We start from the raw sequence: 21585 nt of genomic DNA on the forward strand, positions 1-21585 counted from the left end.
CATGTTGACGCCAAAACGCGTGAAACACCGTAAACAACACCGCGGGAAAATGGCTGGTAACGCAAAAGGCGGTACTACTGTTGCGTTCGGTGAATACGGATTGCAAGCAATGGAACCATCTTGGGTAACTAACCGTCAGATCGAGGCAGCTCGTATCGCGATGACTCGTTACATCAAACGTGGTGGTAAAGTTTGGATCAAAATTTTCCCTGATAAACCAGTAACACAAAAACCGCTCGAAGTCCGCATGGGTTCCGGTAAAGGTTCTCCTGAGAAATGGGTAGCGGTAGTGAAACCAGGCAAGATCATGTTCGAACTTGCTGGTGTTCCTGAAGAAGTCGCTCGCGAAGCTATGCGTCTGGCTATGCACAAACTGCCAATCAAGTGCAAGTTCGTGAAGCGTGAAGAAGTGGGTGGTGACGCACATGAAGGCTAATGAGTACCGTAATTTGACCACTGCCGAGATCGAACAAAACGTTACTTCTTTGAAAGAAGAGTTGTTCAACCTTCGTTTCCAGCTGGCTACGGGTCAACTCGAAACCACATCTCGTATCAAACAAGTGCGTAAGGATATTGCTCGTGCGAAAACCGTCCTGCGCCAGAGAGAATTGGGAATCGGTTAATTATAGGAAGGAGGTTTGAACGATGACCGCAGATCGCAATATGCGTCGAACAGTTGTAGGTCGCGTTGTTTCCGACAAGATGGATAAAACCATTGTTGTTCTTGTTGAAACTTACAAGACACATCCTTTGTACGGCAAACGCATGAAATTCTCGAAAAAGTTCAAGGCTCACGACGAGAACAACACGGCAAAAGTGGGCGACATCGTAGAAATCATGGAAACTCGTCCATTGTCCAAAGACAAGCGTTTCCGTTTGGTACGTATCGTCGAAGAGGCAGTAATCGTATAAGTCAGATTTTCGGATATTAATTCCGAAAGGAGGAACAGTAAATGATCCAAACTCAGACGAGATTGGCTGTTGCTGACAACTCCGGTGCAAAGGAACTCATGTGCATCAAGGTTCTGGGTGGTTCCGGTCGTAAAACGGCGAACATCGGTGATGTTATCGTGTGCTCCGTAAAATCCGCTACACCCGGCGGCGTTGTCAAGAAAGGTCAAGTAGTTAAAGCGGTAGTAGTACGCACAGTAAGTGGCGTTCGTCGTAACGATGGTTCTTACATCCGTTTCGATGAAAATGCAGCTGTAGTTATCAAAGACGATCAATCCCCACGTGGTACTCGTATCTTTGGACCTGTGGCTCGTGAGCTCCGCGATAAGGATTTCATGAAGATCATCTCTCTGGCTCCAGAGGTTATCTAATTGAACGGCAAAACTCAGGCAGTTTGTTCGATAGGAGGTGCACCAAGCGATGCACGTTAAAAAAGGCGACACTGTTATCGTAAATGCGGGCAAAGATAAAGGCAAAAAAGGTCGCGTTCTCGCTGCTTATCCAAAGAAAGAACGCGTTCTGGTTGAAGGTATCAACCTCGTGAAGAAACATAGCCGTCCGTCCCAAGCTAACCCGCAAGGTGGCATTGTGACTCAAGAAGCAGCTATTCACGTATCCAACGTATCTTTGATCGATCCGAAGTCCGGAAAAGCTACTCGCATCGGTTACAAAGTTTTGGATAACGGCAAGAAAGTTCGGTACGCGAAAAAGTCTGGCGAAGTACTCGACAAGTAGTCAGGTTGGAAAGGAGGATATCCTAGATGGCAACAAGATTGAAAGAAAAGTATACGAGCGAAATCGTGCCTAGCTTGATGAGCAAGTTCAACTACACTTCCATCATGCAAGTGCCGAAAGTAGAAAAGATCATCATCAATATGGGTGTTGGCGAAGCGGTAGCGAACGCTAAGTCCTTGGATACTGCAATTGAAGACCTGCAAATCATCGCTGGTCAAAAGCCTGTAGTAACAAAGGCTAAGAAATCCATCGCGGGTTTCAAATTGCGTGAAGGTATGCCGATCGGTGCGAAGGTTACTCTGCGCGGCGAGCGTATGTACCACTTCCTCGACAAATTGATGAACGTATCTCTCCCGCGTGTTCGTGACTTCCGTGGAATTTCTTCCAAGGCTTTTGACGGTCGCGGTAACTACACACTTGGTCTGAAGGAACAACTGATCTTCCCTGAGATCGAGTACGATAAAATTGATAAAGTTCGTGGTATGGACATCGTTATTGTTACTTCCGCGAAAACGGATGAGGAAGCTCGTGAGTTGCTGACTCAAATGGGTATGCCATTCCGTAAATAAACCCACTCGTAAGGAGGGAAGAATGTGGCAAAGAAATCAATGATCATCAAGCAACAGCGGGAGCCGAAGTTTGCAGTACGCGCGTACACACGTTGCGAGCGTTGCGGACGTCCTCACTCCGTATTGCGCAAATTTAAACTCTGCCGTATTTGCTTCCGTGAACTTGCTTATAAAGGTCAAATTCCAGGCGTGAAAAAAGCAAGCTGGTAATTTGAAACGGGAAGGAGGTTTTCTCTCATGGTTATGACTGATCCAATCGCAGATATGTTGACACGAATTCGTAACGCCAACATGGTTCGCCACGAGAAAGTGGAAATCCCGGCGTCGACCATCAAGAAGGAAATCGCGCGCATTCTGAAAGAAGAAGGCTTCATCCGCGATGCGGAGTTTGTTGAAGACAACAAACAAGGAATCATCCGCGTATTCCTGAAATATGGTGCAGGCAACGAGCGTGTTATCACAGGTCTGAAACGTATCTCCAAGCCAGGACTTCGTGTTTATGCAAAGAACAATGAAGTACCTAAGGTTTTGGGTGGTCTCGGTTGCGCGATCATCTCTACATCCACTGGTGTAATGACTGACAAGCAAGCTCGTCAAGCTCACGTAGGTGGAGAGGTTCTCGCATACATTTGGTAATTAACAGATTGTAAATAGCACAGGAGGTGCACCACATGTCTCGTGTCGGTAGAAAACCGATCGTGGTCCCTGCAGGCGTTACCCTCACTCTGAACGGTACTGAGCTGACGGTAAAAGGCCCTAAGGGTCAACTCGTTCGTAGCTTCCATGAAGATATCAAAATCAACGTCGCTGAAAACGAAGTAATCATTGAGCGTCCAAGCGATAACAAACTTCACCGTTCCCTGCATGGTACGACTCGTGCGCTGGTATCCAACATGGTAACTGGCGTATCTGAAGGCTTCACTCGTACCCTGGAACTAGTCGGTGTAGGTTACCGTGCTGCTAAGTCCGGCAACGGTGTTACTCTCTCTCTTGGTTTCTCCCACCCAGTGGAAGTTACTCCAGAAGAGGGTATCGAAATTGATGTACCAAACCAAACCACTTTGGTGGTAAAAGGTATCAACAAAGAGCGCGTAGGCCAAGTTGCTGCTGAAATCCGTTCTCTGCGTAAACCTGAGCCATACAAAGGTAAAGGTATCAAGTACAGCAATGAAGTTGTTCGTCGTAAAGAAGGTAAAAAAGGTAAATAAGCTTCTAGCTTCATGAGAAAGGAGGCCGCTTAATGTTTACGAAAGCTGATAAAAACAAAGCTCGGAAAAAACGTCATCTGCGAATCCGCAAACGTGTGATTGGTTCTACCATTCGCCCACGTCTGAACGTATTCCGTTCTTCTAAGCACATCTACGCTCAATTGATCGACGATGCAACTGGCGTAACACTGGTATCTGCATCTTCTTTGGATAAAGAGCTGGGCCTGAATAATGGCGCTAACGTGGAAGCTGCTACAGCTGTTGGCACACTGATCGCTAAGCGTGCACAAGAAAAAGGTGCGACTGAAGTGATTTTTGACCGCGGTGGTTACATCTATCATGGACGTATTAAAGCACTGGCAGAAGCAGCTCGTGAAGCTGGTCTGCAATTCTAACAACAAGGAGGGTAAGGAATGCGTATCGACCCTAGCAAATTAGAGCTCGAAGAAAAAGTAGTCGCAGTTAACCGTGTAGCAAAAACGGTTAAAGGTGGACGTCGTATGAGCTTCAGCGCCTTGGTTGTTGTGGGAGACCGTAACGGCCACGTAGGTGCTGGTATGGGTAAAGCTCAAGAAGTTCCAGACGCCATTCGCAAAGCGATTGACGATGCTAAGAAAAAATTGATCCGTGTACCGATGAGAGGAACAACTGTTCCGCACCAAGTACTGTGCCAATTCGGCGCTGGTAAGGTTCTCATCAAGCCTGCTGCCCCTGGTACAGGTGTTATCGCTGGTGGACCTGTTCGTGCCGTACTCGAACTGGCTGGTGTAGGCGATATCTTGAGTAAATCTCTTGGTTCCAACAATCCTATCAACATGGTCAACGCTACGCTGGAAGGCCTCGGTCGTCTGAAAACAGCGGAAGATGTCGCGAAATTGCGCGGTAAGACTGTTGACGAGTTGTTGGGTTAATAAGGAGGGAATGAACATGGCAAAATTGCAAATCACCCTCAAACGCAGCCTGATCGGTCGTACAGTAGATCAGCAAGACACTGTAAAAGCTCTGGGTCTTCGCAAAATCAACTCCACTGTAGTGAAGGAAGATAATCCTGCAATCCGTGGAATGGTTTTCAAAGTGAAGCACTTGGTAGAAGTGAAAGAAGTAGAAGCTTAATTGAACATCTCAATTAGTTAGGAGGTGCAACGTATGAAATTGCATGAACTGCAACCTGCAGAAGGATCCCGTCACACTCGTAAGCGCATCGGTCGCGGTATTGGTAGCGGTACTGGCAAAACTGCTGGTAAAGGTCACAAAGGTCAAAACGCTCGTTCCGGTGGCGGCGTACGCCCAGGTTTCGAGGGTGGTCAAAACCCATTGTACCGTCGTCTGCCTAAGCGTGGTTTCACTAACATTAGCCGCAAAGAATTTGCGATTGTTAGCTTGGACGCGCTGAACCGTTTCGAAGAGGGCACTGTAGTAACACCTGAGCTGTTGAAAGAAACTGGTGTTATCAGCGCGCTGCGCGACGGTGTTAAGGTTCTTGCTAACGGTGAACTGACTGTGAAGCTGACTGTAAAAGCTCACAAGTTCTCCGGAGCTGCTGCTGAGAAGATCGCACAAGTCGGTGGAACAACCGAGGTGATCTAATGTTAGCGTCCTTAACTAACATTTTCAAAATTAGCGACCTTCGTCGCAAAATCCTTTTTACGCTTATGATGCTGGTCGTTTTCCGGATCGGAAGCTATGTGCCAGTTCCTAACGTAAATGTCGAGTTGTTTCAGCAGAATACAAACCAATTACTGGGCTTGTTAAACACCTTCTCAGGTGGAGCACTGCATAACTTCTCGATTTTTGCCATGGGTATCATGCCGTACATTACGGCATCGATTATCATGCAGCTGATGTCTATGGATGTTGTGCCTAAGCTTACGCAATGGGCTCGTGAAGGGGAAGTTGGCCGTCGCAAGATTGCCACCGTTACCCGTTACGCTACGATTATCCTTGGTTTGATTCAGTCTGTAGGGATGACGATTGGATTCAACAATATGGCGCCTGGTTTGCTGAACGACACTTCGGTTAGCAGCTATGCACTCATTGCGTTGACATTGACAGCTGGGACCGCATTCATGATGTGGATGGGGGAACAGATTACGGAGAAGGGTATCGGTAACGGGATTTCGATCCTGATCGTTGGCGGGATCGTCGCTAACATTCCGCAAGGGATTACGACGATTTACACAACACAGTTCGCTGACCCATCTCAAAACGTATTCTTCAGCATCGTCAAAGTTCTGCTTATCCTATTGGTGATCCTCGCCATTATTGTCGGGGTTATCTTTATGCAGCAAGGCCTTCGTAAGATTCCAGTGCAATATGCGAAACGAGTGGTTGGACGCAAAATGTACGGTGGTCAATCTACCCACATTCCACTGAAAATCAACTCTGCTGGTGTTATTCCTGTTATCTTTGCGGTATCGCTGGTAATGTTCCCGTCAACGATTGCTCAGTTCTGGGTGGATGCATCCGGTCAAGGATTTGCTAACTGGATTTATCAGAACTTCCAAGTCAACCAACCATTAGGAATGACGCTTTACGCTATCTTGATTCTCGGATTCACCTACTTCTACACATTCGTACAGATCAACCCTGTACAAATGGCAGAAAACATGAGAAAAAATGGCGGTTACATTCCTGGTATCCGACCTGGTAAAAACACTGAGGTATTCATTACTCGTACATTAAACCGGTTAACATTGGCGGGCGCTTTGTTCTTGATGATTATTGCGATTTTGCCATTCTTCTTCGGCAGTCTTGCAAACTTGCCACAATCCATTTACATCGGTGGTACATCGCTGTTGATCGTGGTTGGGGTAAGCTTGGATACAATGAAGCAGATTGAAAGTCAAATGATCAAACGCCACTACCAAGGGTTTATCAAGTAATGACTTAGATGTTTACAGAAAAGCTTCTGTAGCTTTTTCGATGGGACGGAGGGAATGGACGTGAACATAATTCTGATGGGACTGCCTGGAGCCGGTAAAGGGACACAGGCAGAACGTATCGTAAAAGAGTTTGACATCCCGCACATTTCGACTGGCGACATGTTCCGAGCTGCGGTCAAAAACGAAACGCCGCTCGGACTAGAGGCTAAATCCTACATGGATAAAGGACATCTCGTCCCAGACGAGGTCGTCATTGGTATTGTGCGGGAGCGCCTTTCGATGGATGACTGCGCAAAGGGATTCCTCTTAGATGGTTTTCCGCGCACAGTTCCTCAGGCGGAAGCGTTGACAGCTACAGTAAAAGAGCTGGGACGCGAAATTGACCATGTAATTAACATCAACGTTCAACGCGAGCAATTGATTGAACGTCTGACCGGTCGCTGGATCTGCCCTGTTTGCGGTGCTAGCTATCACACGATGTTCAATCCTCCAAAAGAGGCTGGCGTATGTGATAAAGATGGTGGTAAGCTGTATCAGCGTGAAGACGACAAGATCGAAGTGGTAACACAACGCCTTGACGTGAATATCGCTCAAACACAGCCACTTATCGACTACTACTCCGCACAGGAACTTCTGCGAGATATCGATGGAGAACAAGATATCCAGGTAGTGTTTGCGGAAATTAAGTCATTGTTGCGAGGGTAATTGCGAATGATTATCCTAAAGTCGAAAGCAGAACTTGAGGTTATGCGCGAAGCTGGTCGTATCGTCGCACTCACCCATCAAGAACTGGCCAAGGCGATCAAGCCTGGTGTCACGACGAAGCAGCTAGACGAAATTGCCGAGACCTTTATTCGAAGCATGGGAGCAATTCCATCGTTTAAAGGCTATGGTGGCTTTCCAGGAAGTATCTGTGCTTCAGTCAATGAAGAACTCGTACACGGGATCCCAGGTAAACGGGCGTTACAAGAAGGAGACATTATCAGTATCGACATTGGTGCCCAGTTTCAGGGTTACCATGGCGACTCCGCTTGGACGTATCCGGTCGGTATGATTTCAACAGAAAACCAGATGCTGCTCAGAGTAACGGAAGAGTCGTTGTACAAGGGGCTTGAAAAAGCTGTTCCGGGTGGACGCTTATCCGACATCTCTCATGCGATTCAGGTTCATGCAGAAGCTGCCGGCTTCACACTCGTTCGCGAGTATGTGGGGCATGGGATCGGGCAAAACTTGCACGAAGATCCGCAGGTTCCTAATTACGGCCCTCCTGATCGAGGACCGCGGTTAAAACCAGGCATGGTGTTGGCAATTGAGCCAATGGTAAATGCCGGCGAACGTTATGTCCGCACATTGGAGGACAATTGGACGGTAGTAACAGTGGATCGGAAAACTTGTGCTCATTTTGAACACACCATCGCGATTACGGAAGATGGCTATGAGATTTTTACACGGACATAAAAACGGTAGTTCCGAACGGTTCGGGATTGTCGTCCAACGTGTCGACGATAAGTTCGTTGTGTGATCATTTCGCAAAACTCATGGTCCGACTGAAGAGCAGAAGAAAGGAGAGTTTACCATGGCAAAAGATGATGTAATTGAGGTGGAAGGTACGGTAATCGAACCTTTGCCAAATGCTATGTTTCGAGTAGAATTAGAGAATGGACATAAAGTCCTCGCTCACGTCTCTGGAAAAATCCGCATGCACTTTATCCGTATCCTGCCGGGGGATAAAGTAACTGTTGAACTGTCGCCGTACGACTTAACCCGCGGACGTATTACGTACCGCTATAAATAGTAAGCAAAACCCCTAGAAAAGGGAGGCAAGAACCATGAAAGTGAGACCTTCGGTTAAACCGATCTGCGAGAAATGCAAGGTTATCCGTCGCAAAGGTAACGTAATGGTTATTTGTGAAAATCCGAAGCATAAGCAAAAACAAGGGTAAACAAGGAGGTGCTTTTGACACATGGCACGTATTGCAGGCGTAGACTTGCCGCGCGAAAAACGCGTTGAAGTTGCTCTTACCTACATTTTTGGTATTGGCCGCCCCACGTCTCAAAAAATTCTGTCCGCTACTGGCGTAGACATGAACACTCGTGTTCGCGATCTGACAGAAGACGAAGTGAACAAACTTCGTGAGTACATCGACAAAACTGTGAAGGTGGAAGGTGACCTCCGTCGTGAGATCTCCCTCAACATCAAGCGTCTGATGGAAATCGGTTGCTTCCGTGGCATCCGTCATCGTCGTGGACTTCCAGTTCGCGGTCAACGTTCTAAAACAAATGCTCGTACGCGTAAAGGTCCACGCCGTACAGTAGCAAACAAGAAGAAGTAAAGGAGGGTAATCTGACATGGCGAAAAGAAAACAAGCTACAGCAACTCGTACCCGTCGTCGTGACCGTAAGAATGTTGAAGTCGGCGTAGCACACATTCGTTCTACTTTCAACAATACGATCGTCACTATCACGGATCCACACGGTAACGCGATCTCTTGGTCCAGTGCTGGTTCCCTCGGCTTCAAAGGCTCCCGTAAAAGCACTCCATTTGCTGCGCAAATGGCTGCTGAAGCGGCTGCACGCGTTGCTATGGAACACGGCATGCGTTCCCTTGAAGTATCGGTAAAAGGCCCAGGTGCAGGTCGTGAAGCTGCGATCCGTTCCCTGCAAGCAACTGGTCTTGAAGTGAACATGATTAAAGACGTGACGCCAATTCCGCACAACGGTTGCCGTCCACCAAAACGTCGCCGCGTGTAACTGGTTTATATCGTTCAGAACATGTCCATACTAGAATGGTAAATTCTGATTTATAGCTTGTCATGCACGCAAACGGTAAACCGCCGGGGAAATTCCTGAGTGGGCACGTATGCGGCCCACCCAAGGATTTCGACGTTTTGAAGGAGGGTTTGTTTAATGATAGAAATAGAAAAACCAAAAATCGAGGTTGTGGAAGTAAGCGACGACAACTCGTATGGAAAGTTTGTTGTAGAACCTCTAGAGCGCGGATACGGAACTACCCTTGGCAACTCGCTGAGACGAATTCTTCTTTCGTCCTTGCCAGGCGCGGCAGTTCGTACTGTTCAAATCGATGGGGTTCTTCACGAATTCTCTACGGTTGAAGGCGTCGTTGAAGATGTAACCGAGATCATCCTGAACATCAAAGGCTTGGCGCTGAAGATCCATTCCGATGAAGAAAAAGTAATCGAGATCGATGCAGAAGGCGAAGGCGTTGTCAAAGCGGGAGATATCCGTGCTGACAGTGATGTGGAGGTCTTAAACCCTGATCTTCATATTGCAACGTTGGCCAATGGCGGTCGTCTGCATATCCGCATGACAGCTGGACGTGGTCGTGGTTATGTTCAATCTGACGGAAACAAATCTGAGGATCTGCCTATTGGTGTGATTCCGATTGATTCGATCTACACGCCGATCAAGCGCGTTAACTATCAAGTGGAAAATACCCGTGTAGGGCAAATGACCAACTATGACAAGTTAACACTTGAGGTTTGGACTAACGGTAGCATCAGTCCGGAAGAAGCCGTGAGTCTCGGCGCAAAAATCATGACGGAGCACCTGAACCTGTTCGTTGGTCTGACTGACGAGGCAAAGGATGCAGAAATCATGGTAGAGAAGGAAGAGGACAAGAAAGAGAAAGTCTTGGAGATGACTATCGAAGAGCTCGATCTTTCCGTTCGTTCCTACAACTGCTTGAAGCGTGCCGGTATTAATACCGTGCAAGAGCTGACGCAGAAGACCGAAGAGGACATGATGAAAGTACGCAATCTGGGGCGCAAATCTCTTGAAGAAGTTCAAGAAAAGTTAGCTGAACTGGGCCTGTCCCTGCGCAGTGACGACTAGAGTAGCAAACCAAGAAGCAAACTTTTGTTCTCTCGATTAAGAGGGAGGTAAACCACATGGCACAACGTAAATTGGGTCGTCGTAGCTCAGCTCGTAAAGCGCTGTTCCGCGACTTGGTAACAGACCTGATCATCAACGAGCGCATCGAAACTACAGAGATGAAGGCGAAAGAACTGCGCCCAATCGCTGAAAAAATGATTACGCTCGCGAAACGTGGCGATCTGCATGCTCGCCGTCAAGTTGCTGCTTTCGTTCGCAAAGAAGTTGCGAATGCTGAAGGCCGCGATGCTGTTCAAAAACTGTTCGATGAAATCGCTCCTCGCTTCAAAGAGCGCAACGGTGGATACACTCGTATCCTGAAAGCCGGCCCTCGCCGTGGCGACGCTGCTCCAATGGCGTACATCGAATTCGTTTAATACATGTAAACTGGTCGTTTACTCAGGTTTTAAGCCTGGTAGATTACCGCGAAAAGGGTGGGGGCAGATCTGGTCATAGGCTGGACTCTGATTCAACCCTTTTTTCCTTTTACATCGAAATCCTGCTAGTCAGTTCCCTGTGAAGGCTGGGGAGGTTGTGAATGCCTCATGAATGAAGATAACCTGCTGGCATTGCGAGATGTTTCTTATACCTACGATGGTGAGGATGGCCAACGGGTTCCGGTATTACAAGGTGTTGACCTTACCATTCAAAAAGGTTCCTTTGTATCCGTATTGGGGCACAACGGTTCCGGCAAATCAACGATGGCAAAGCTGATGAATGCTCTATTGCTTCCTGAAGGCGGTGCAGTACTTATCAGTGGAATGGATACGAAAGATGGGGAGCAGCTTTGGGAAATTCGACGACATGTTGGCATGGTCTTTCAGAACCCGGACAATCAGATTGTGGGGGCTACTGTGGAAGATGATGTCGCCTTTGGCCTAGAAAACATGGGTGTGGACCCCAAAGAGATGCGAAATCGTATTAATGAGGCGCTCGTTTCTGTAGGGATGGAGTCTTATTTACAGGCACAACCACATCGTCTGTCTGGGGGTCAAAAGCAACGCGTGGCGATCGCCGGGATTATGGCGATGCGGCCTTCTGTCATCATCCTGGATGAAGCGACAGCGATGCTTGATCCACAAGGGAGAATGGAAGTGCTGAATCTGGCTCGTCAACTGAACCGTGATGAGGGACTCACGATCATTAACATTACCCATTTTCCGGAAGAAGCCATCTATTCGGATAAGGTCATCGTCATGAATGCGGGTGAAGTCCTGATGGAAGGTAAGCCGAGTGAAGTGTTTAATGAAGTAGATCGTTTGAAACAGGTGGGACTGGATGTGCCATTTGCCGTTCGACTGCGACACGCACTTCATTCCAAAGGGATTGAATTACCGTTTGTCCTGCATCAAGAGGAGCTGGTGGAGCACGTATGCAAATTACTTTTGACCAAGTAAGCCATATCTACGCAAAGGGAACACCGTTCGAACGAGTTGCCTTACACAATATTTCGGTGACGATTCCATCCGGTTCGTTTGTCGGAATTATAGGCCAGACGGGCTCAGGTAAGTCAACGCTGATTCAGCATTTGAACGGGTTGCTGATGCCTAGTTCAGGGCAGATTACCCTGGGTGATGCGGTCATTACTCCAAAGCGACGATTACCCCATGCTAAAAGGCGCGATATTGGGCTCGTCTTTCAATATCCTGAACATCAGTTGTTTGAAGAAACGGTTGCGAAGGATGTTGCTTTTGGACCGCTCAATTTTGACTTGCCAACGGAAATGGTGAAAGCCCGCGTAAAGGAGTCCCTTGAAATTGTTGGCCTGGATTATGCCACGATCAAGGATCGTTCGCCATTTCATTTAAGTGGCGGACAAATGCGACGTGTTGCTTTGGCTGGTGTTCTTGCCATGCAGCCGAAGGTTCTGGTATTGGATGAACCAACTGCGGGTCTTGATCCTGCGGGACGAGTCACGATTCTGGAAGGGATCTACCGGATTCATCAGGAACAAAACCTCACGACACTATTGGTTACACACAGCATGGAAGAGGCAGCCCGCTATGCAGACTATTTGCTTGTGATGGCAAAAGGTCAAGTAGCTTTGCAGGGGAAGCCAGAGGAAGTATTCATGCAAGTGGAGCGTCTCCGAGAACTGTCTTTGGATGTACCGGAAACGGTGGCTTTCGTATCGCAAATGAATCAAATGCTGCCGGACAAGGCTAGTCTGCCGAGCTCCCTTTATCGGGAGGAAGAGCTGATTGCCCATCTGCTGGAACGACTGTCCGTACCAAAGGAGGGCTAGGCATGCTCCAGAATATCGCAATTGGTCAATACGTACCAGGGCAATCTTTTTTACATCGTGCAGATCCGCGAAGCAAGCTTCTCTTCATCATCCTTTTTGCTACCTTGATTTTTCTGGCTAACAATGCGGTTACCTACGCTATACTCATTGGTTTTACCTTGTATGCTGCACTTCTTTCTAGGCTTTCATTGTCCTATATATTAAAAAGCTTAAAGCCTGTCTGGATCCTGATTTTGTTTACCGTTGTCTTGCATATTTTTATCACAAAAGGCGGGATGGTCTACTTTCAGTGGGGATGGTTTACAGTAGAAGAACAGGGAGTTCGCCAGGCGATCTTCATTTCTTTGCGCTTGGGACTTTTGATTCTCATTAGCTCCTTGCTAACACTGACTACCTCTCCTATCGATTTGACGGAGGGTTTGGAGCGTTTACTAGGACCACTAGGGAAGATCGGCATACCGGTTCATGATATAGCCCTGATGATGTCAATTGCACTCCGGTTCATTCCGACCCTGATGGAAGAAACGGATAAAATCATCAAGGCGCAGACCGCCAGAGGAGCCAATTTCACTAGTGGAAGTCTCGTACGCAGAGCCAAGAACCTGATTCCGATCGCTATTCCATTGTTCGTTAGTGCATTTCGGCGTGCGGAAGAGCTGGCTTTGGCGATGGAAGCACGTGGCTATCGCGGGGGAGTGGGGAGAACGCGGCTGAATAAGCTGACGTTCACTTGGCGTGATGGAATCGTAGCTGTTGTGAGTGTGATCCTGGTAATCGTGATTGGGTGGTGGCGTACATGAAGCGACTGCGATGTGTATTGGCGTATGACGGAACTGACTTCAGCGGTTTTCAGGTACAGCCAGATCAAGTAACGGTCCAGGGTGAAATTGAAGCCGCATTGAATCGGATTACCGGAGAAGATATCCAAGTCTTCGGATCAGGCCGGACAGACGCGGGTGTTCATGCACGCGGTCAAGTGATTCACTTTGACACGTCGAGCAACATTCCGATGGATAAATGGCGGTTTGTGTTGAATAATCAGTTGCCTGATTCTATTGTCATTCGGACAGTCGAAGAGGTCGATGCCTCTTTTCATGCGCGTTTTGACGTGCAAGTTAAAGAATATCGATATTGTATCGACAACAATCCGGTAGCAGATGTATTTCGACATCGTTACGCCGACCATGTCCGGTTCCCGTTAGATGTGGACGCGATGCAGCAGGCTGCTCATTACTTGGTGGGTGAACATGATTTTACTTCCTTTTGCTCGGCAAAAACATTCGTCGAGGACAAGGTTCGGACTGTGTACGGGCTCACCGTGGAAAAAATCGGAGACGAGGTATGGGTGACATGCCGAGGCAACGGTTTTTTGTACAACATGGTTCGAATTATTGTGGGGACTTTGGTTGAAGTAGGGCAAGGAAAAAGAAGCCCTGCTGAACTGAGGGAAATCCTCGCCGCATGTGATCGGGAAAAGGCAGGTAAGACAGCACCAGCCAAGGGTCTGACCATGTGGGAGGTTGTCTACTAGTTCTCAGATTTCCAACTATTAGACGAACGAGCAGCACTTGACTATAGGGCGTCTATGTAGTACGATATTCCTTGGTATTTTAACCCCGCCTAGCCCCACTCTAGCCCCGGGATTGAAAGACAAGAACGTGATTACATGGAACACCTGGAAGAGTTGCTCACCCGTAACAGCAATTATCTTCCATTGCAAGTTTCGGTTGTTTTGGTTATAAGTAGATGGATATGTGTTAGGTAAGATATTTAGGAGGGACAAAAATGCGTACCACATATATGGCGAAACCGCTCGAAGTTGAGCGCAAATGGTACATCGTTGACGCTGAAGGCCAAACGCTGGGTCGTCTGGCGAGCGAAGTAGCTTCTATCCTGCGCGGAAAATTGAAACCAGAATTCACTCCTCACGTTGACGCTGGCGATTTCGTAATCGTAATCAACGCTGACAAAGTGAAATTGACTGGTAACAAACTGAATGACAAAATTTACTACACTCACTCCCTGTATCCAGGTGGTTTGAAAAAGACCACTGCTGGCGCAATGCTGAACAAACGCCCAGATCGTATGTTCGAACTGGCGGTAAAAGGCATGCTGCCTAAAAACAGCCTGGGACGTCAAATGTTCACCAAGCTGAAAGTATACGCTGGAACTGAGCATCCGCACGCAGCACAAAAACCAGAAGTTTGGCAAATTCGCGGTTAAGGTAAAGGGAGGAAATATACGTGGCACAAGTACAATACTACGGTACAGGTCGTCGTAAGCACTCCGTAGCACGCGTTCGCCTGGTTCCAGGTGAAGGTCGCATCGTGATCAACAAGCGTGAAATGGATACTTACTTTGGTTTGGAAACACTGAAATTGATCGTAAAACAACCACTCGTTCTGACTGAAACTCTCGGTCGTTACGATGTATTGGTTAACGTAAACGGCGGCGGAACCACTGGTCAAGCTGGTGCAATCCGTCACGGCGTTGCTCGCGCTCTGCTGAAAGCAGATCCGGAACTGCGTGGCGCTCTGAAACGCGCTGGCTTCCTGACTCGCGATCCTCGTATGAAAGAGCGTAAGAAATACGGCTTGAAAGCAGCTCGTCGCGCACCTCAATTCTCCAAGCGCTAAGAAGCTTTCAATTATCAACATTATCGCCCTTGGCCATCATTGGTCAGGGGCTTTAATTTTTTCTTCCAACGGCCCTCCAATTTGCCTTCTATGGTTTTTTGAGCAACCCCTATTGTTATCTAAATGTCTATGCGTATAAAAATTCCTATACCCCGAAAAGCACTGTCTTTTAACAAGTCCATTGCTACTTTATAAATTACCAAAAAAAGTAAATTATATATTGAAAACAATTATTAAAATGGTATAATTTGGTATATTCAATAATGTTAGGAGGTCATTCATATGGGATAGTAACTATGAAGTGTAGAGCTACATAGCATCTGGTGCTACTGTATCTACTCCGAAATGGTCTGCTCGTGTGAACTCAACCGCTATCATTTTACTAGTGCTCGTGAGTGAAATCGGAGGCAAAAGCTACTGAATATACTTCGAGCATCAACTGTTGTCAATGGCAAATGGACATCTCGACCGCGAGCGATACGTTGCTGGAGGATGGCTCAAATTTGGCCTCCCAAATGGATCACTGACCACATGAGTCAGGTGGTGGATTACCGCATAAGAATCAATCATAGAGCCACTATTACACTTGGCTTGAAAATTCAACATACGAAAAAGTGAATCTTGAGAAATGGGAGAGTGGAAAGAATGTTGGATTGGGACAAAATGCAAGAGGAGTACGTAACGGATCATCATTATCATGTTTCTTACCATGAAGATGGATACGATATCGAGGGTACTGTATGGAAAAAGAAAAACGGAAATGGTTGGGATGTTCTCTTTTCTGATATACATAATGAGCTAAATGAAGAGAATGATACTCAATTAGATTTAGTAATTTTCCGCTATGAAAAAGATCAGTTAGACATCGAAGAAATCAATGAAATGTTTGCACAATGGGTCAACAAGGTGCTTCTTCGTAATGCAAAAGATAAATCAGTATACATGTACAAGGAAACATGAAATCAATTAAAGAAAAGGTGGTAGATTTTTAAATGTTTAAGAAGATAGTATCGCTTGTTTTAGCGGTTTCGTTTGTTTTTACTGGTGTCGTGGGGACTTCCACTGTAGCCGCGGCAGATCATCATTCTCAAGTAACAACTAAACAGAGTTTCTCGAGTTCAATGAGAGAGTCAGAAATGAAAGAGAAGCAACAGGTTGCACCAATTGTTGCCAGAATCATCATAAAAGCAGCAGAATTTGCTGTTAAGAAACTAGGAAAAAAGATAGCAGATGATGTATGGCCTGTTGTGAAGAAAAAGCTGGATGATCTTTTGGAATCAGCTAAAGATCTTTCTGTGAAAGGCCCTGGTGGCGGTGAAAGAGTCTTCGCTATATTTAGCGATAAAACGGAAATTTTCAGATTGGATGCTAAGTTATTAAAAAAATCGGATGGATACTATCTGTGGGTTCATTATCATATTCGTCCCAATATGGAAGATCATCATGATATTGCTAATATTTATATGGGAAAAGATAAGCCTGGTGGCTGGTAAGTGGACCTACGTGCAGAAACGCCACGCATTGGAAAAACAGTATGTAATCTAATGTGTGGCGTTTCTTTTCTGTTTGCCTTGGGATCGATACATCCCCCTTGTCTGTTTCGCAGGCAGGGGGTTTTTCCTTTCTACAAACGGGTATATTTGTCCATGTTTGTCCATATGATGGAACGAGAATGGGACAAAGGGGACGATACACTGTGACACGAAAAGGAGTAGGCTGGATATTGGCTTTCGCGGTACTTATGCTGTTGTTCACCTACGAAGCGCCTGATCGTTCTTCCTGGCAGGCATGGTCGCTGCCACTGACGGGAACGGTCATAGCCATTGACCCTGGGCATGGGGGAATCGATGGCGGTGCCGTTTCCAAAAAGGGGGATGTAGTTGAGAAAGAAGTGACTTTGGCCATTAGCATGTACTTGCGAGATTTCCTTCAGCAGTCAGGAGCGTTTGTGGTTATGACGAGGGAGGAAGACAAGGATTTGGCGAGTCCAGATGCGGCACAGGCACGCAAACGAAAATCTGAGGATATTCGAAACCGGGTAAGGCTGGTCAATGATAGTACACCGGATTTTTTGGTCAGCATACACGTTAATTCCATCCCTTCTCCGAAATGGTCGGGAGCACAGACTTTTTATTCCCCTAGCTTCAAAAAGAGTGCAGAAGTTTCTTATTTGATACAAGATGAGATCAAACGGGTGATCGGTCATACAGATCGGGTTCCGAGTAAGACGAACAATGTGTTCTTGATTCGGGAGGTTAACTGCCCTGCCGTTTTGGTAGAAGTAGGCTTTGTCAGCAATACAGAGGAGGCCAAGCGACTTCAGAGCGTTGAATACCAAAAAGCTATGGCGAATGCTATTTATCAGGGAATATTGCGTCAGTACTCGGGAGAAAAAGCGCCAATTACACCCTGAGATGGCGGTGATCGTGTTCCGACCGCCCGAATATGCTATAATGAACGCGCATACGCTGCCGTTATACCAGCATGAAAATGTTTGAAAAGATTATAGATGAGGTGAACCAGAATGTTGACCAGAGAACAGGTTCTCGAAGCACTACGCGATGTAAAAGACCCTGAAATTAATCGTAGCTTGGTCGAGCTCAACATGATTCGGGATATCCATATTGAAGGCAAGACAGTAAGCCTCACAGTCGTTCTGACGATTTCGGGCTGTCCGCTCAAAGCCAAGATTGAGGACGATGTCATCGCAGCTGTGAAAGCGCTAGGAGCAGAAGAAGTACGCCTGCAATTCGGTTCGATGACAGACGAGGAACGTGCGGCTCTGTCTGCTCAGCTTCGCAAGAACCAAGGTGGGCAAACACATAACATGACACCGGGACAAGCTCCTCTCTTGAATCCGATCTTGGCGAAGGATTCGAATACGACCTTTATCGCGGTCACTTCCGGAAAAGGTGGCGTCGGAAAGTCGACGGTGACAGTGAACCTGGCTGTTGCGCTGGCTCGTCTAGGAAAAAAAGTGGGTATTATCGACGCAGACATTTACGGCTTTAGTGTGCCCGATATGATGAATATTGAACAACGTCCAACCGTGATTGGGGAAACCATTCTGCCTGTTGAAAAGCAAAATGTAAAGGTTATGTCCATGGGCTTTTTTGTAGAGGACAACTCTCCGATCATTTGGCGTGGTCCTATGTTGGGGAAAATGCTGCGTAACTTTTTCACAGAAGTGCACTGGGGCGAAGAATTGGACTACCTCTTGTTGGATTTGCCTCCAGGAACGGGAGACATGGCCCTTGACGTGCATACCATGATTCCGCAGAGCATGGAGATTGTCGTAACTACTCCTCATGCTACTGCAGCGTTTGTAGCAGCTCGCGCAGGAGCTATGGCAAAGCGAACCGGTCATGAAATTCTCGGTATTGTGGAAAATATGGCATGGTATGAAGCTAAGGATGGTTCGAAAGAATACGTATTCGGTCGTGGTGGAGGAGCTAAGCTTGCCGAGACATTGGCATGTGAGCTGCTTGCTCAAATTCCGCTGGGACAACCGGATAATCATCCATCTGAACCTGATTATTCCCCATCCATCTATGGAGAAAAGACCGAAATTGGTCAGCTTTACATCGATATGGCCAAACGTGTCATAGAAAAATGCGGGGAAGCCGTCAAACAATAAGATCCAAGAAGATGAAAAAGGTGGGCTCTATAATAGAGCTCACCTTTGCGTTTTAAGAAGATTTACCGCTGCCTCCACCAGAAGAACCTCCGCCGGAACCTCCACCTTTACCTTCTTTTCCTTTTTTCTTCGGCTTCAGTTCCTTTGGTTTGGTCATGTCCTCGGATACTTTGGTCATGATCTTCATGAGTTCAGCCTGGAACAAAGGACTTTGCAAGGAATCCTTCATCACTTGCATGGTTTGCTGTCGATAAGCAGAGCTTTTCATCAGGTCCATCAAATTTTTCTCAAACTCAGGGTCTTTCATTACGCTGATAAGCTCTTTTTGGTATTCAGGGTCCTTCATCAGGTCCTTCATTAGCGTTTTTTGTTCATTCTTCATGGATTTCGCCATAGCGCTTGCGAACTTAGGGTCTTTAAACGCTTCTTTGATGTGCGTGCTATTGGGATTCGTCATGCTTTGGATCAAAGTTGTCCGCACTGTCGACTCGTCCAGCATCAGGCTTTGTTTGAACTTGTCATCCTTCATCATTTTACCTACAGATTGCTTCGCTTCGTCCGTCTGTAATATGTCCAGCACCATGTCTTTGACGCTTTTATAATCAGGCTGAGACGAACTTTGCGCTTGTCCGCCACCCCCGCAACTGGTGAGGACCAGACAGACAAGAGCGGTTAACCAAAAAGACATCGTCTTTTTTCTCATGGGGTGGACACCTCCTTCTTTACTCTGCCTACAAGTAACGTGTGCATTTTGTTTTGTTCTTACGCTAGTATTTTCTTGTATCCATTGGTACAATCATATTCGATGTGGATGGGAGGGAATACTTGGTGAGTTTGCGTAAGTATGGATGGCTTTTTATTACCACGCTCTTGCTTGGGGGATTAGGCGGGATCCTGGTTGCCCTTATTTTTGACTTGGACAAGCTACTCGGGGGCAGCACCGGTAACTTTTTTGTAGGCTTGTTCATGTATCTCCTGTATGGAATGACCATTAGTATTGTGGCTCAGATGGGTTTTTTTGCGTATATGACGATTAATTATTTCGCTAAAACAATATTCAAAACGGCTTCGCTGTGGAAAAGTGTCCAAGTATTTCTTATTTTGTTTGTCTTTTTCGATATGATTTATCTTCGCTATACGTCTTTCGGTGAAGGAAAAGGATTTGGTTCGTATTTTATTGAGCCAACGCTATTATTGATTGTTGCTATTGTTACCGCATATGGAAAAGTAAGTCTGACCAATAAATCAGCATGGATACCGACGACCTTCTTTATGTTTGTCGTTACGGCATTGGAATGGATTCCTGCATTGAAGGAAGATAATGTGCGTGCAACACTGTCCATGCTCGTCCCACTATTGTTTTGTAACGTCTGGCAAGTCATGCAATTGCACCGTCTGGTAAAAAGAGAAAGCTGACCCAATGAAGGTCAGCTTTTTTTGTTTTAGTGAATTTCTTTGCTGTCTACACTTGTACCCGAAATGAGTTCAGATACAGTAACGAATTCATAGCCATCCTTACGTAGTTGATCAATGATCACTGGGAGGGCAAGATGTGTATCTTTCGCAGAATCGCTCGCGTGCATCAGGACGATGTCTCCTGGATGAGCTTTCGATAATACATTATTGATGATCACATCTGTTCCCGGATTGGTCCAATCTTTTGAGTCCGTATCCCATTGGATGACGGAATACCCCATGCGATTCGCGATTTCCAGCACTCGTTTGTCAAAATCACCATTTGGCATCCGAATGAGTGTTGGTTTTTTTCCAGTCATTTCGGTTAAAATGGAGTCCGCTTTAGCCATTTGGGAGCGAATTTCTTCATCGGCGTATTTGGTGTAGTTATCATGCTTGTGACCGTGCGAACCAATTTCAAAGCCATCCTCTTTGATTCGTTTCAAAATGTCCGGATGTCGTTGACTCCAAGGAGAGGAGAGGAAAAAGGTCGCTTTGTTTACTTTTTTTTCTTTCAACACATTCAGTATAGGTATTGCTCTTGTCTCTCCCCAGCTGATATCAAAGGTAAGGGCGATTTTCTTTTCTTTGGTGTCGACCTTATAAATAGCTTGGGGGGCTTGCGTGCTGGTACCTTCAGCAAAAGCAGCAATTGAATCGCGTTCCGCATAACCAATTCCGGCTGTTAGTACGATGGCCGCGACGATAATTAGGATTTGCTTTAGTCGTTTTGCACTGATCACGTAAATGAATTTCATGGATAGCACCTCCTTTGTCCGATAACAGTTTATGCAGGGAAGACAAGGATATTCTTTGGCCTGTTGGCTATTGTTGAGGTACAATGCATATAGTGAATTATGAGGCAGTAAAGGGGTGTGGTGCATGGGCAGTCGATTGCGGCATTTATGGCTTGATAACCGAAAATATTTCTTCGCCGCATGCTTATTATTTTTTGGTGGTGCCTTGATTGGTTATTTTCAAGCACCGCTCGTTGAAGAGATGGTCGGTAAAATGATGGGCCAATTAAAGGAAATCGCTGAACGGATAAAAGAAAACGGCGGCGGACCTTTAGCGGTATTCTGGATGATTTTTTCCAATAATGTTTTCAGTGCATTGATGATGATGGCCCTGGGAATATTGTTTGCATTGTTTCCCATAATTGGAATGCTCACGAATGGAGTGCTGCTTGGATTTATCCTTTTCAAATACAGTGGGGTTGGAGTAAGTCCATGGCTTATTTTTAGTGCAGGGATTTTGCCGCATGGAATTTTTGAGCTCCCAGCTATCCTGTTTGCAGCGGGAGTTGGTATTCGTTTAGGGGTGCTGAGTTTACGATCAGTGGGAGTTCTAATCCAACCGCAAAAGCTGGCACGATT

The 21585-nt window shown here is 46.5% G+C and carries 36 protein-coding genes (1 of these 36 only partly in view); 34 read left to right on the top strand and 2 right to left on the bottom strand.

Features of this window, described 5'->3' with window-relative positions; genetic code table 11:
* The first annotated feature begins 1 nt into the window (after position 1).
* From rplP to FO446_RS01575, 32 genes are all read left to right on the top strand, one after another.
* On the top strand, positions 2-436 hold the full coding sequence (rplP, locus tag FO446_RS01420) for a 50S ribosomal protein L16 (RefSeq protein WP_007716249.1): 435 nt from the start codon (positions 2-4) through the stop codon (positions 434-436).
* Positions 426-623, top strand: coding sequence for a 50S ribosomal protein L29 (rpmC, locus tag FO446_RS01425; protein ID WP_012683988.1), 198 nt, complete (start codon positions 426-428; stop codon positions 621-623). Before rplP ends, rpmC begins: the two co-directional genes overlap by 11 nt.
* 22 nt (positions 624-645) lie before the next feature.
* Positions 646-912, top strand: a complete 267-nt coding sequence (rpsQ, locus tag FO446_RS01430; protein ID WP_012683989.1) for a 30S ribosomal protein S17 — start codon at positions 646-648, stop codon at positions 910-912.
* A 41-nt stretch (positions 913-953) separates the two neighbouring features.
* Entirely contained in the window at positions 954-1322 is a 369-nt protein-coding gene (gene rplN, locus FO446_RS01435) for a 50S ribosomal protein L14 (protein WP_012683990.1), read from the top strand.
* A 49-nt stretch (positions 1323-1371) separates the two neighbouring features.
* A complete protein-coding gene (gene rplX / locus FO446_RS01440) occupies positions 1372-1686 on the top strand; it encodes a 50S ribosomal protein L24 (RefSeq protein ID WP_007716253.1) in 315 nt (104 codons plus the stop codon).
* 26 nt (positions 1687-1712) lie between these two features.
* Positions 1713-2255: a 50S ribosomal protein L5 gene (gene rplE / locus FO446_RS01445; RefSeq protein ID WP_047074703.1), complete on the top strand. Its 543-nt coding sequence runs from the start codon at positions 1713-1715 to the stop codon at positions 2253-2255.
* Positions 2256-2279: 24 nt separating this feature from the next.
* Positions 2280-2465 carry a type Z 30S ribosomal protein S14 gene (locus tag FO446_RS01450; protein WP_007716256.1) on the top strand — a complete coding sequence of 62 codons (186 nt, stop codon included), beginning with the start codon at positions 2280-2282 and terminating at the stop codon, positions 2463-2465.
* 27 nt (positions 2466-2492) lie between these two features.
* A complete protein-coding gene (gene rpsH / locus FO446_RS01455; RefSeq protein WP_012683992.1) occupies positions 2493-2891 on the top strand; it encodes a 30S ribosomal protein S8 in 399 nt (132 codons plus the stop codon).
* Between the two features lie 35 nt (positions 2892-2926).
* Positions 2927-3463 (top strand): 50S ribosomal protein L6, encoded by a 537-nt coding sequence (gene rplF / locus FO446_RS01460; protein WP_173612329.1) that lies wholly within the window; start codon positions 2927-2929, stop codon positions 3461-3463.
* Between the two features lie 32 nt (positions 3464-3495).
* Positions 3496-3858, top strand: a complete 363-nt coding sequence (rplR, locus tag FO446_RS01465; protein WP_017247053.1) for a 50S ribosomal protein L18 — start codon at positions 3496-3498, stop codon at positions 3856-3858.
* Between the two features lie 18 nt (positions 3859-3876).
* Positions 3877-4374, top strand: coding sequence for a 30S ribosomal protein S5 (gene rpsE / locus FO446_RS01470; RefSeq protein ID WP_007716268.1), 498 nt, complete (start codon positions 3877-3879; stop codon positions 4372-4374).
* Between the two features lie 16 nt (positions 4375-4390).
* Positions 4391-4576 carry a 50S ribosomal protein L30 gene (gene rpmD / locus FO446_RS01475; protein ID WP_012683995.1) on the top strand — a complete coding sequence of 62 codons (186 nt, stop codon included), beginning with the start codon at positions 4391-4393 and terminating at the stop codon, positions 4574-4576.
* 33 nt (positions 4577-4609) lie between these two features.
* Positions 4610-5050, top strand: coding sequence for a 50S ribosomal protein L15 (gene rplO, locus FO446_RS01480; RefSeq protein WP_007716272.1), 441 nt, complete (start codon positions 4610-4612; stop codon positions 5048-5050).
* The gene (gene secY, locus FO446_RS01485) at positions 5050-6345 is read left to right on the top strand and encodes a preprotein translocase subunit SecY (RefSeq protein WP_173612330.1); all 1296 of its coding nucleotides are present in this window, start codon (positions 5050-5052) and stop codon (positions 6343-6345) included. The genes rplO and secY overlap by 1 nt, the downstream gene beginning before the upstream one ends.
* A 60-nt stretch (positions 6346-6405) precedes the next feature.
* The gene (locus FO446_RS01490) at positions 6406-7050 is read left to right on the top strand and encodes an adenylate kinase (protein ID WP_012683997.1); all 645 of its coding nucleotides are present in this window, start codon (positions 6406-6408) and stop codon (positions 7048-7050) included.
* A gap of 6 nt (positions 7051-7056) precedes the next feature.
* Complete coding sequence (gene map / locus FO446_RS01495; RefSeq protein WP_173612331.1) at positions 7057-7803, top strand: type I methionyl aminopeptidase; 747 nt, start codon at positions 7057-7059, stop codon at positions 7801-7803.
* A 118-nt stretch (positions 7804-7921) separates the two neighbouring features.
* The gene (gene infA, locus FO446_RS01500; RefSeq protein WP_003333772.1) at positions 7922-8140 is read left to right on the top strand and encodes a translation initiation factor IF-1; all 219 of its coding nucleotides are present in this window, start codon (positions 7922-7924) and stop codon (positions 8138-8140) included.
* 34 nt (positions 8141-8174) lie between these two features.
* On the top strand, positions 8175-8288 hold the full coding sequence (rpmJ, locus tag FO446_RS01505) for a 50S ribosomal protein L36 (protein WP_003333770.1): 114 nt from the start codon (positions 8175-8177) through the stop codon (positions 8286-8288).
* A 21-nt stretch (positions 8289-8309) separates the two neighbouring features.
* Positions 8310-8678, top strand: coding sequence for a 30S ribosomal protein S13 (gene rpsM, locus FO446_RS01510; protein ID WP_012683999.1), 369 nt, complete (start codon positions 8310-8312; stop codon positions 8676-8678).
* A gap of 16 nt (positions 8679-8694) precedes the next feature.
* The gene (rpsK, locus tag FO446_RS01515) at positions 8695-9096 is read left to right on the top strand and encodes a 30S ribosomal protein S11 (protein ID WP_005828803.1); all 402 of its coding nucleotides are present in this window, start codon (positions 8695-8697) and stop codon (positions 9094-9096) included.
* Between the two features lie 156 nt (positions 9097-9252).
* Positions 9253-10197 carry a DNA-directed RNA polymerase subunit alpha gene (locus FO446_RS01520; RefSeq protein ID WP_005828801.1) on the top strand — a complete coding sequence of 315 codons (945 nt, stop codon included), beginning with the start codon at positions 9253-9255 and terminating at the stop codon, positions 10195-10197.
* 56 nt (positions 10198-10253) lie between these two features.
* A complete protein-coding gene (gene rplQ / locus FO446_RS01525) occupies positions 10254-10613 on the top strand; it encodes a 50S ribosomal protein L17 (protein ID WP_012684000.1) in 360 nt (119 codons plus the stop codon).
* Between the two features lie 168 nt (positions 10614-10781).
* Complete coding sequence (locus tag FO446_RS01530) at positions 10782-11633, top strand: energy-coupling factor transporter ATPase (protein ID WP_221869260.1); 852 nt, start codon at positions 10782-10784, stop codon at positions 11631-11633.
* A complete protein-coding gene (locus FO446_RS01535; protein ID WP_237899780.1) occupies positions 11609-12481 on the top strand; it encodes an energy-coupling factor transporter ATPase in 873 nt (290 codons plus the stop codon). The genes FO446_RS01530 and FO446_RS01535 overlap by 25 nt, the downstream gene beginning before the upstream one ends.
* A 2-nt stretch (positions 12482-12483) precedes the next feature.
* On the top strand, positions 12484-13281 hold the full coding sequence (locus FO446_RS01540) for an energy-coupling factor transporter transmembrane component T family protein (RefSeq protein WP_237899781.1): 798 nt from the start codon (positions 12484-12486) through the stop codon (positions 13279-13281).
* Entirely contained in the window at positions 13278-14012 is a 735-nt protein-coding gene (truA, locus tag FO446_RS01545) for a tRNA pseudouridine(38-40) synthase TruA (RefSeq protein ID WP_173612335.1), read from the top strand. Before FO446_RS01540 ends, truA begins: the two co-directional genes overlap by 4 nt.
* 254 nt (positions 14013-14266) lie before the next feature.
* Entirely contained in the window at positions 14267-14704 is a 438-nt protein-coding gene (rplM, locus tag FO446_RS01550; RefSeq protein WP_012684005.1) for a 50S ribosomal protein L13, read from the top strand.
* A gap of 20 nt (positions 14705-14724) precedes the next feature.
* Complete coding sequence (gene rpsI / locus FO446_RS01555; RefSeq protein WP_005828788.1) at positions 14725-15117, top strand: 30S ribosomal protein S9; 393 nt, start codon at positions 14725-14727, stop codon at positions 15115-15117.
* A 645-nt stretch (positions 15118-15762) separates the two neighbouring features.
* Entirely contained in the window at positions 15763-16077 is a 315-nt protein-coding gene (locus tag FO446_RS01560; RefSeq protein WP_237899782.1) for a DUF3986 family protein, read from the top strand.
* 32 nt (positions 16078-16109) lie between these two features.
* Positions 16110-16610, top strand: coding sequence for a YpjP family protein (locus tag FO446_RS01565; protein WP_221869257.1), 501 nt, complete (start codon positions 16110-16112; stop codon positions 16608-16610).
* 203 nt (positions 16611-16813) lie between these two features.
* A complete protein-coding gene (cwlD, locus tag FO446_RS01570) occupies positions 16814-17530 on the top strand; it encodes an N-acetylmuramoyl-L-alanine amidase CwlD (protein ID WP_269137329.1) in 717 nt (238 codons plus the stop codon).
* Between the two features lie 111 nt (positions 17531-17641).
* Entirely contained in the window at positions 17642-18754 is a 1113-nt protein-coding gene (locus tag FO446_RS01575) for a P-loop NTPase (RefSeq protein WP_173612339.1), read from the top strand.
* A 52-nt stretch (positions 18755-18806) separates the two neighbouring features.
* Here FO446_RS01575 and gerD read toward each other — a convergent pair whose 3' ends face one another.
* Positions 18807-19457 (bottom strand): spore germination lipoprotein GerD, encoded by a 651-nt coding sequence (gene gerD / locus FO446_RS01580; RefSeq protein WP_237899783.1) that lies wholly within the window; start codon positions 19455-19457, stop codon positions 18807-18809.
* Positions 19458-19582: 125 nt separating this feature from the next.
* Between gerD and FO446_RS01585 the strand changes: the two genes are divergently transcribed.
* Entirely contained in the window at positions 19583-20170 is a 588-nt protein-coding gene (locus tag FO446_RS01585) for a KinB-signaling pathway activation protein (RefSeq protein ID WP_237899784.1), read from the top strand.
* 26 nt (positions 20171-20196) lie between these two features.
* On the opposite strand, the gene pdaB is transcribed toward FO446_RS01585, so the two are convergent.
* Positions 20197-20967: a polysaccharide deacetylase family sporulation protein PdaB gene (gene pdaB / locus FO446_RS01590; RefSeq protein ID WP_173612342.1), complete on the bottom strand. Its 771-nt coding sequence runs from the start codon at positions 20965-20967 to the stop codon at positions 20197-20199.
* 124 nt (positions 20968-21091) lie between these two features.
* Between pdaB and FO446_RS01595 the strand changes: the two genes are divergently transcribed.
* Positions 21092-21585: the 5' portion of a stage II sporulation protein M gene (locus tag FO446_RS01595; protein WP_173612343.1), read on the top strand. The gene runs 160 nt beyond the window's last position; only the first 494 of its 654 coding nucleotides appear in the window; its start codon is at positions 21092-21094; its stop codon lies off the right edge, out of view.

The sequence above is a fragment of the Brevibacillus brevis genome (assembly GCF_022026395.1).
Lineage (GTDB): Bacteria > Bacillota > Bacilli > Brevibacillales > Brevibacillaceae > Brevibacillus.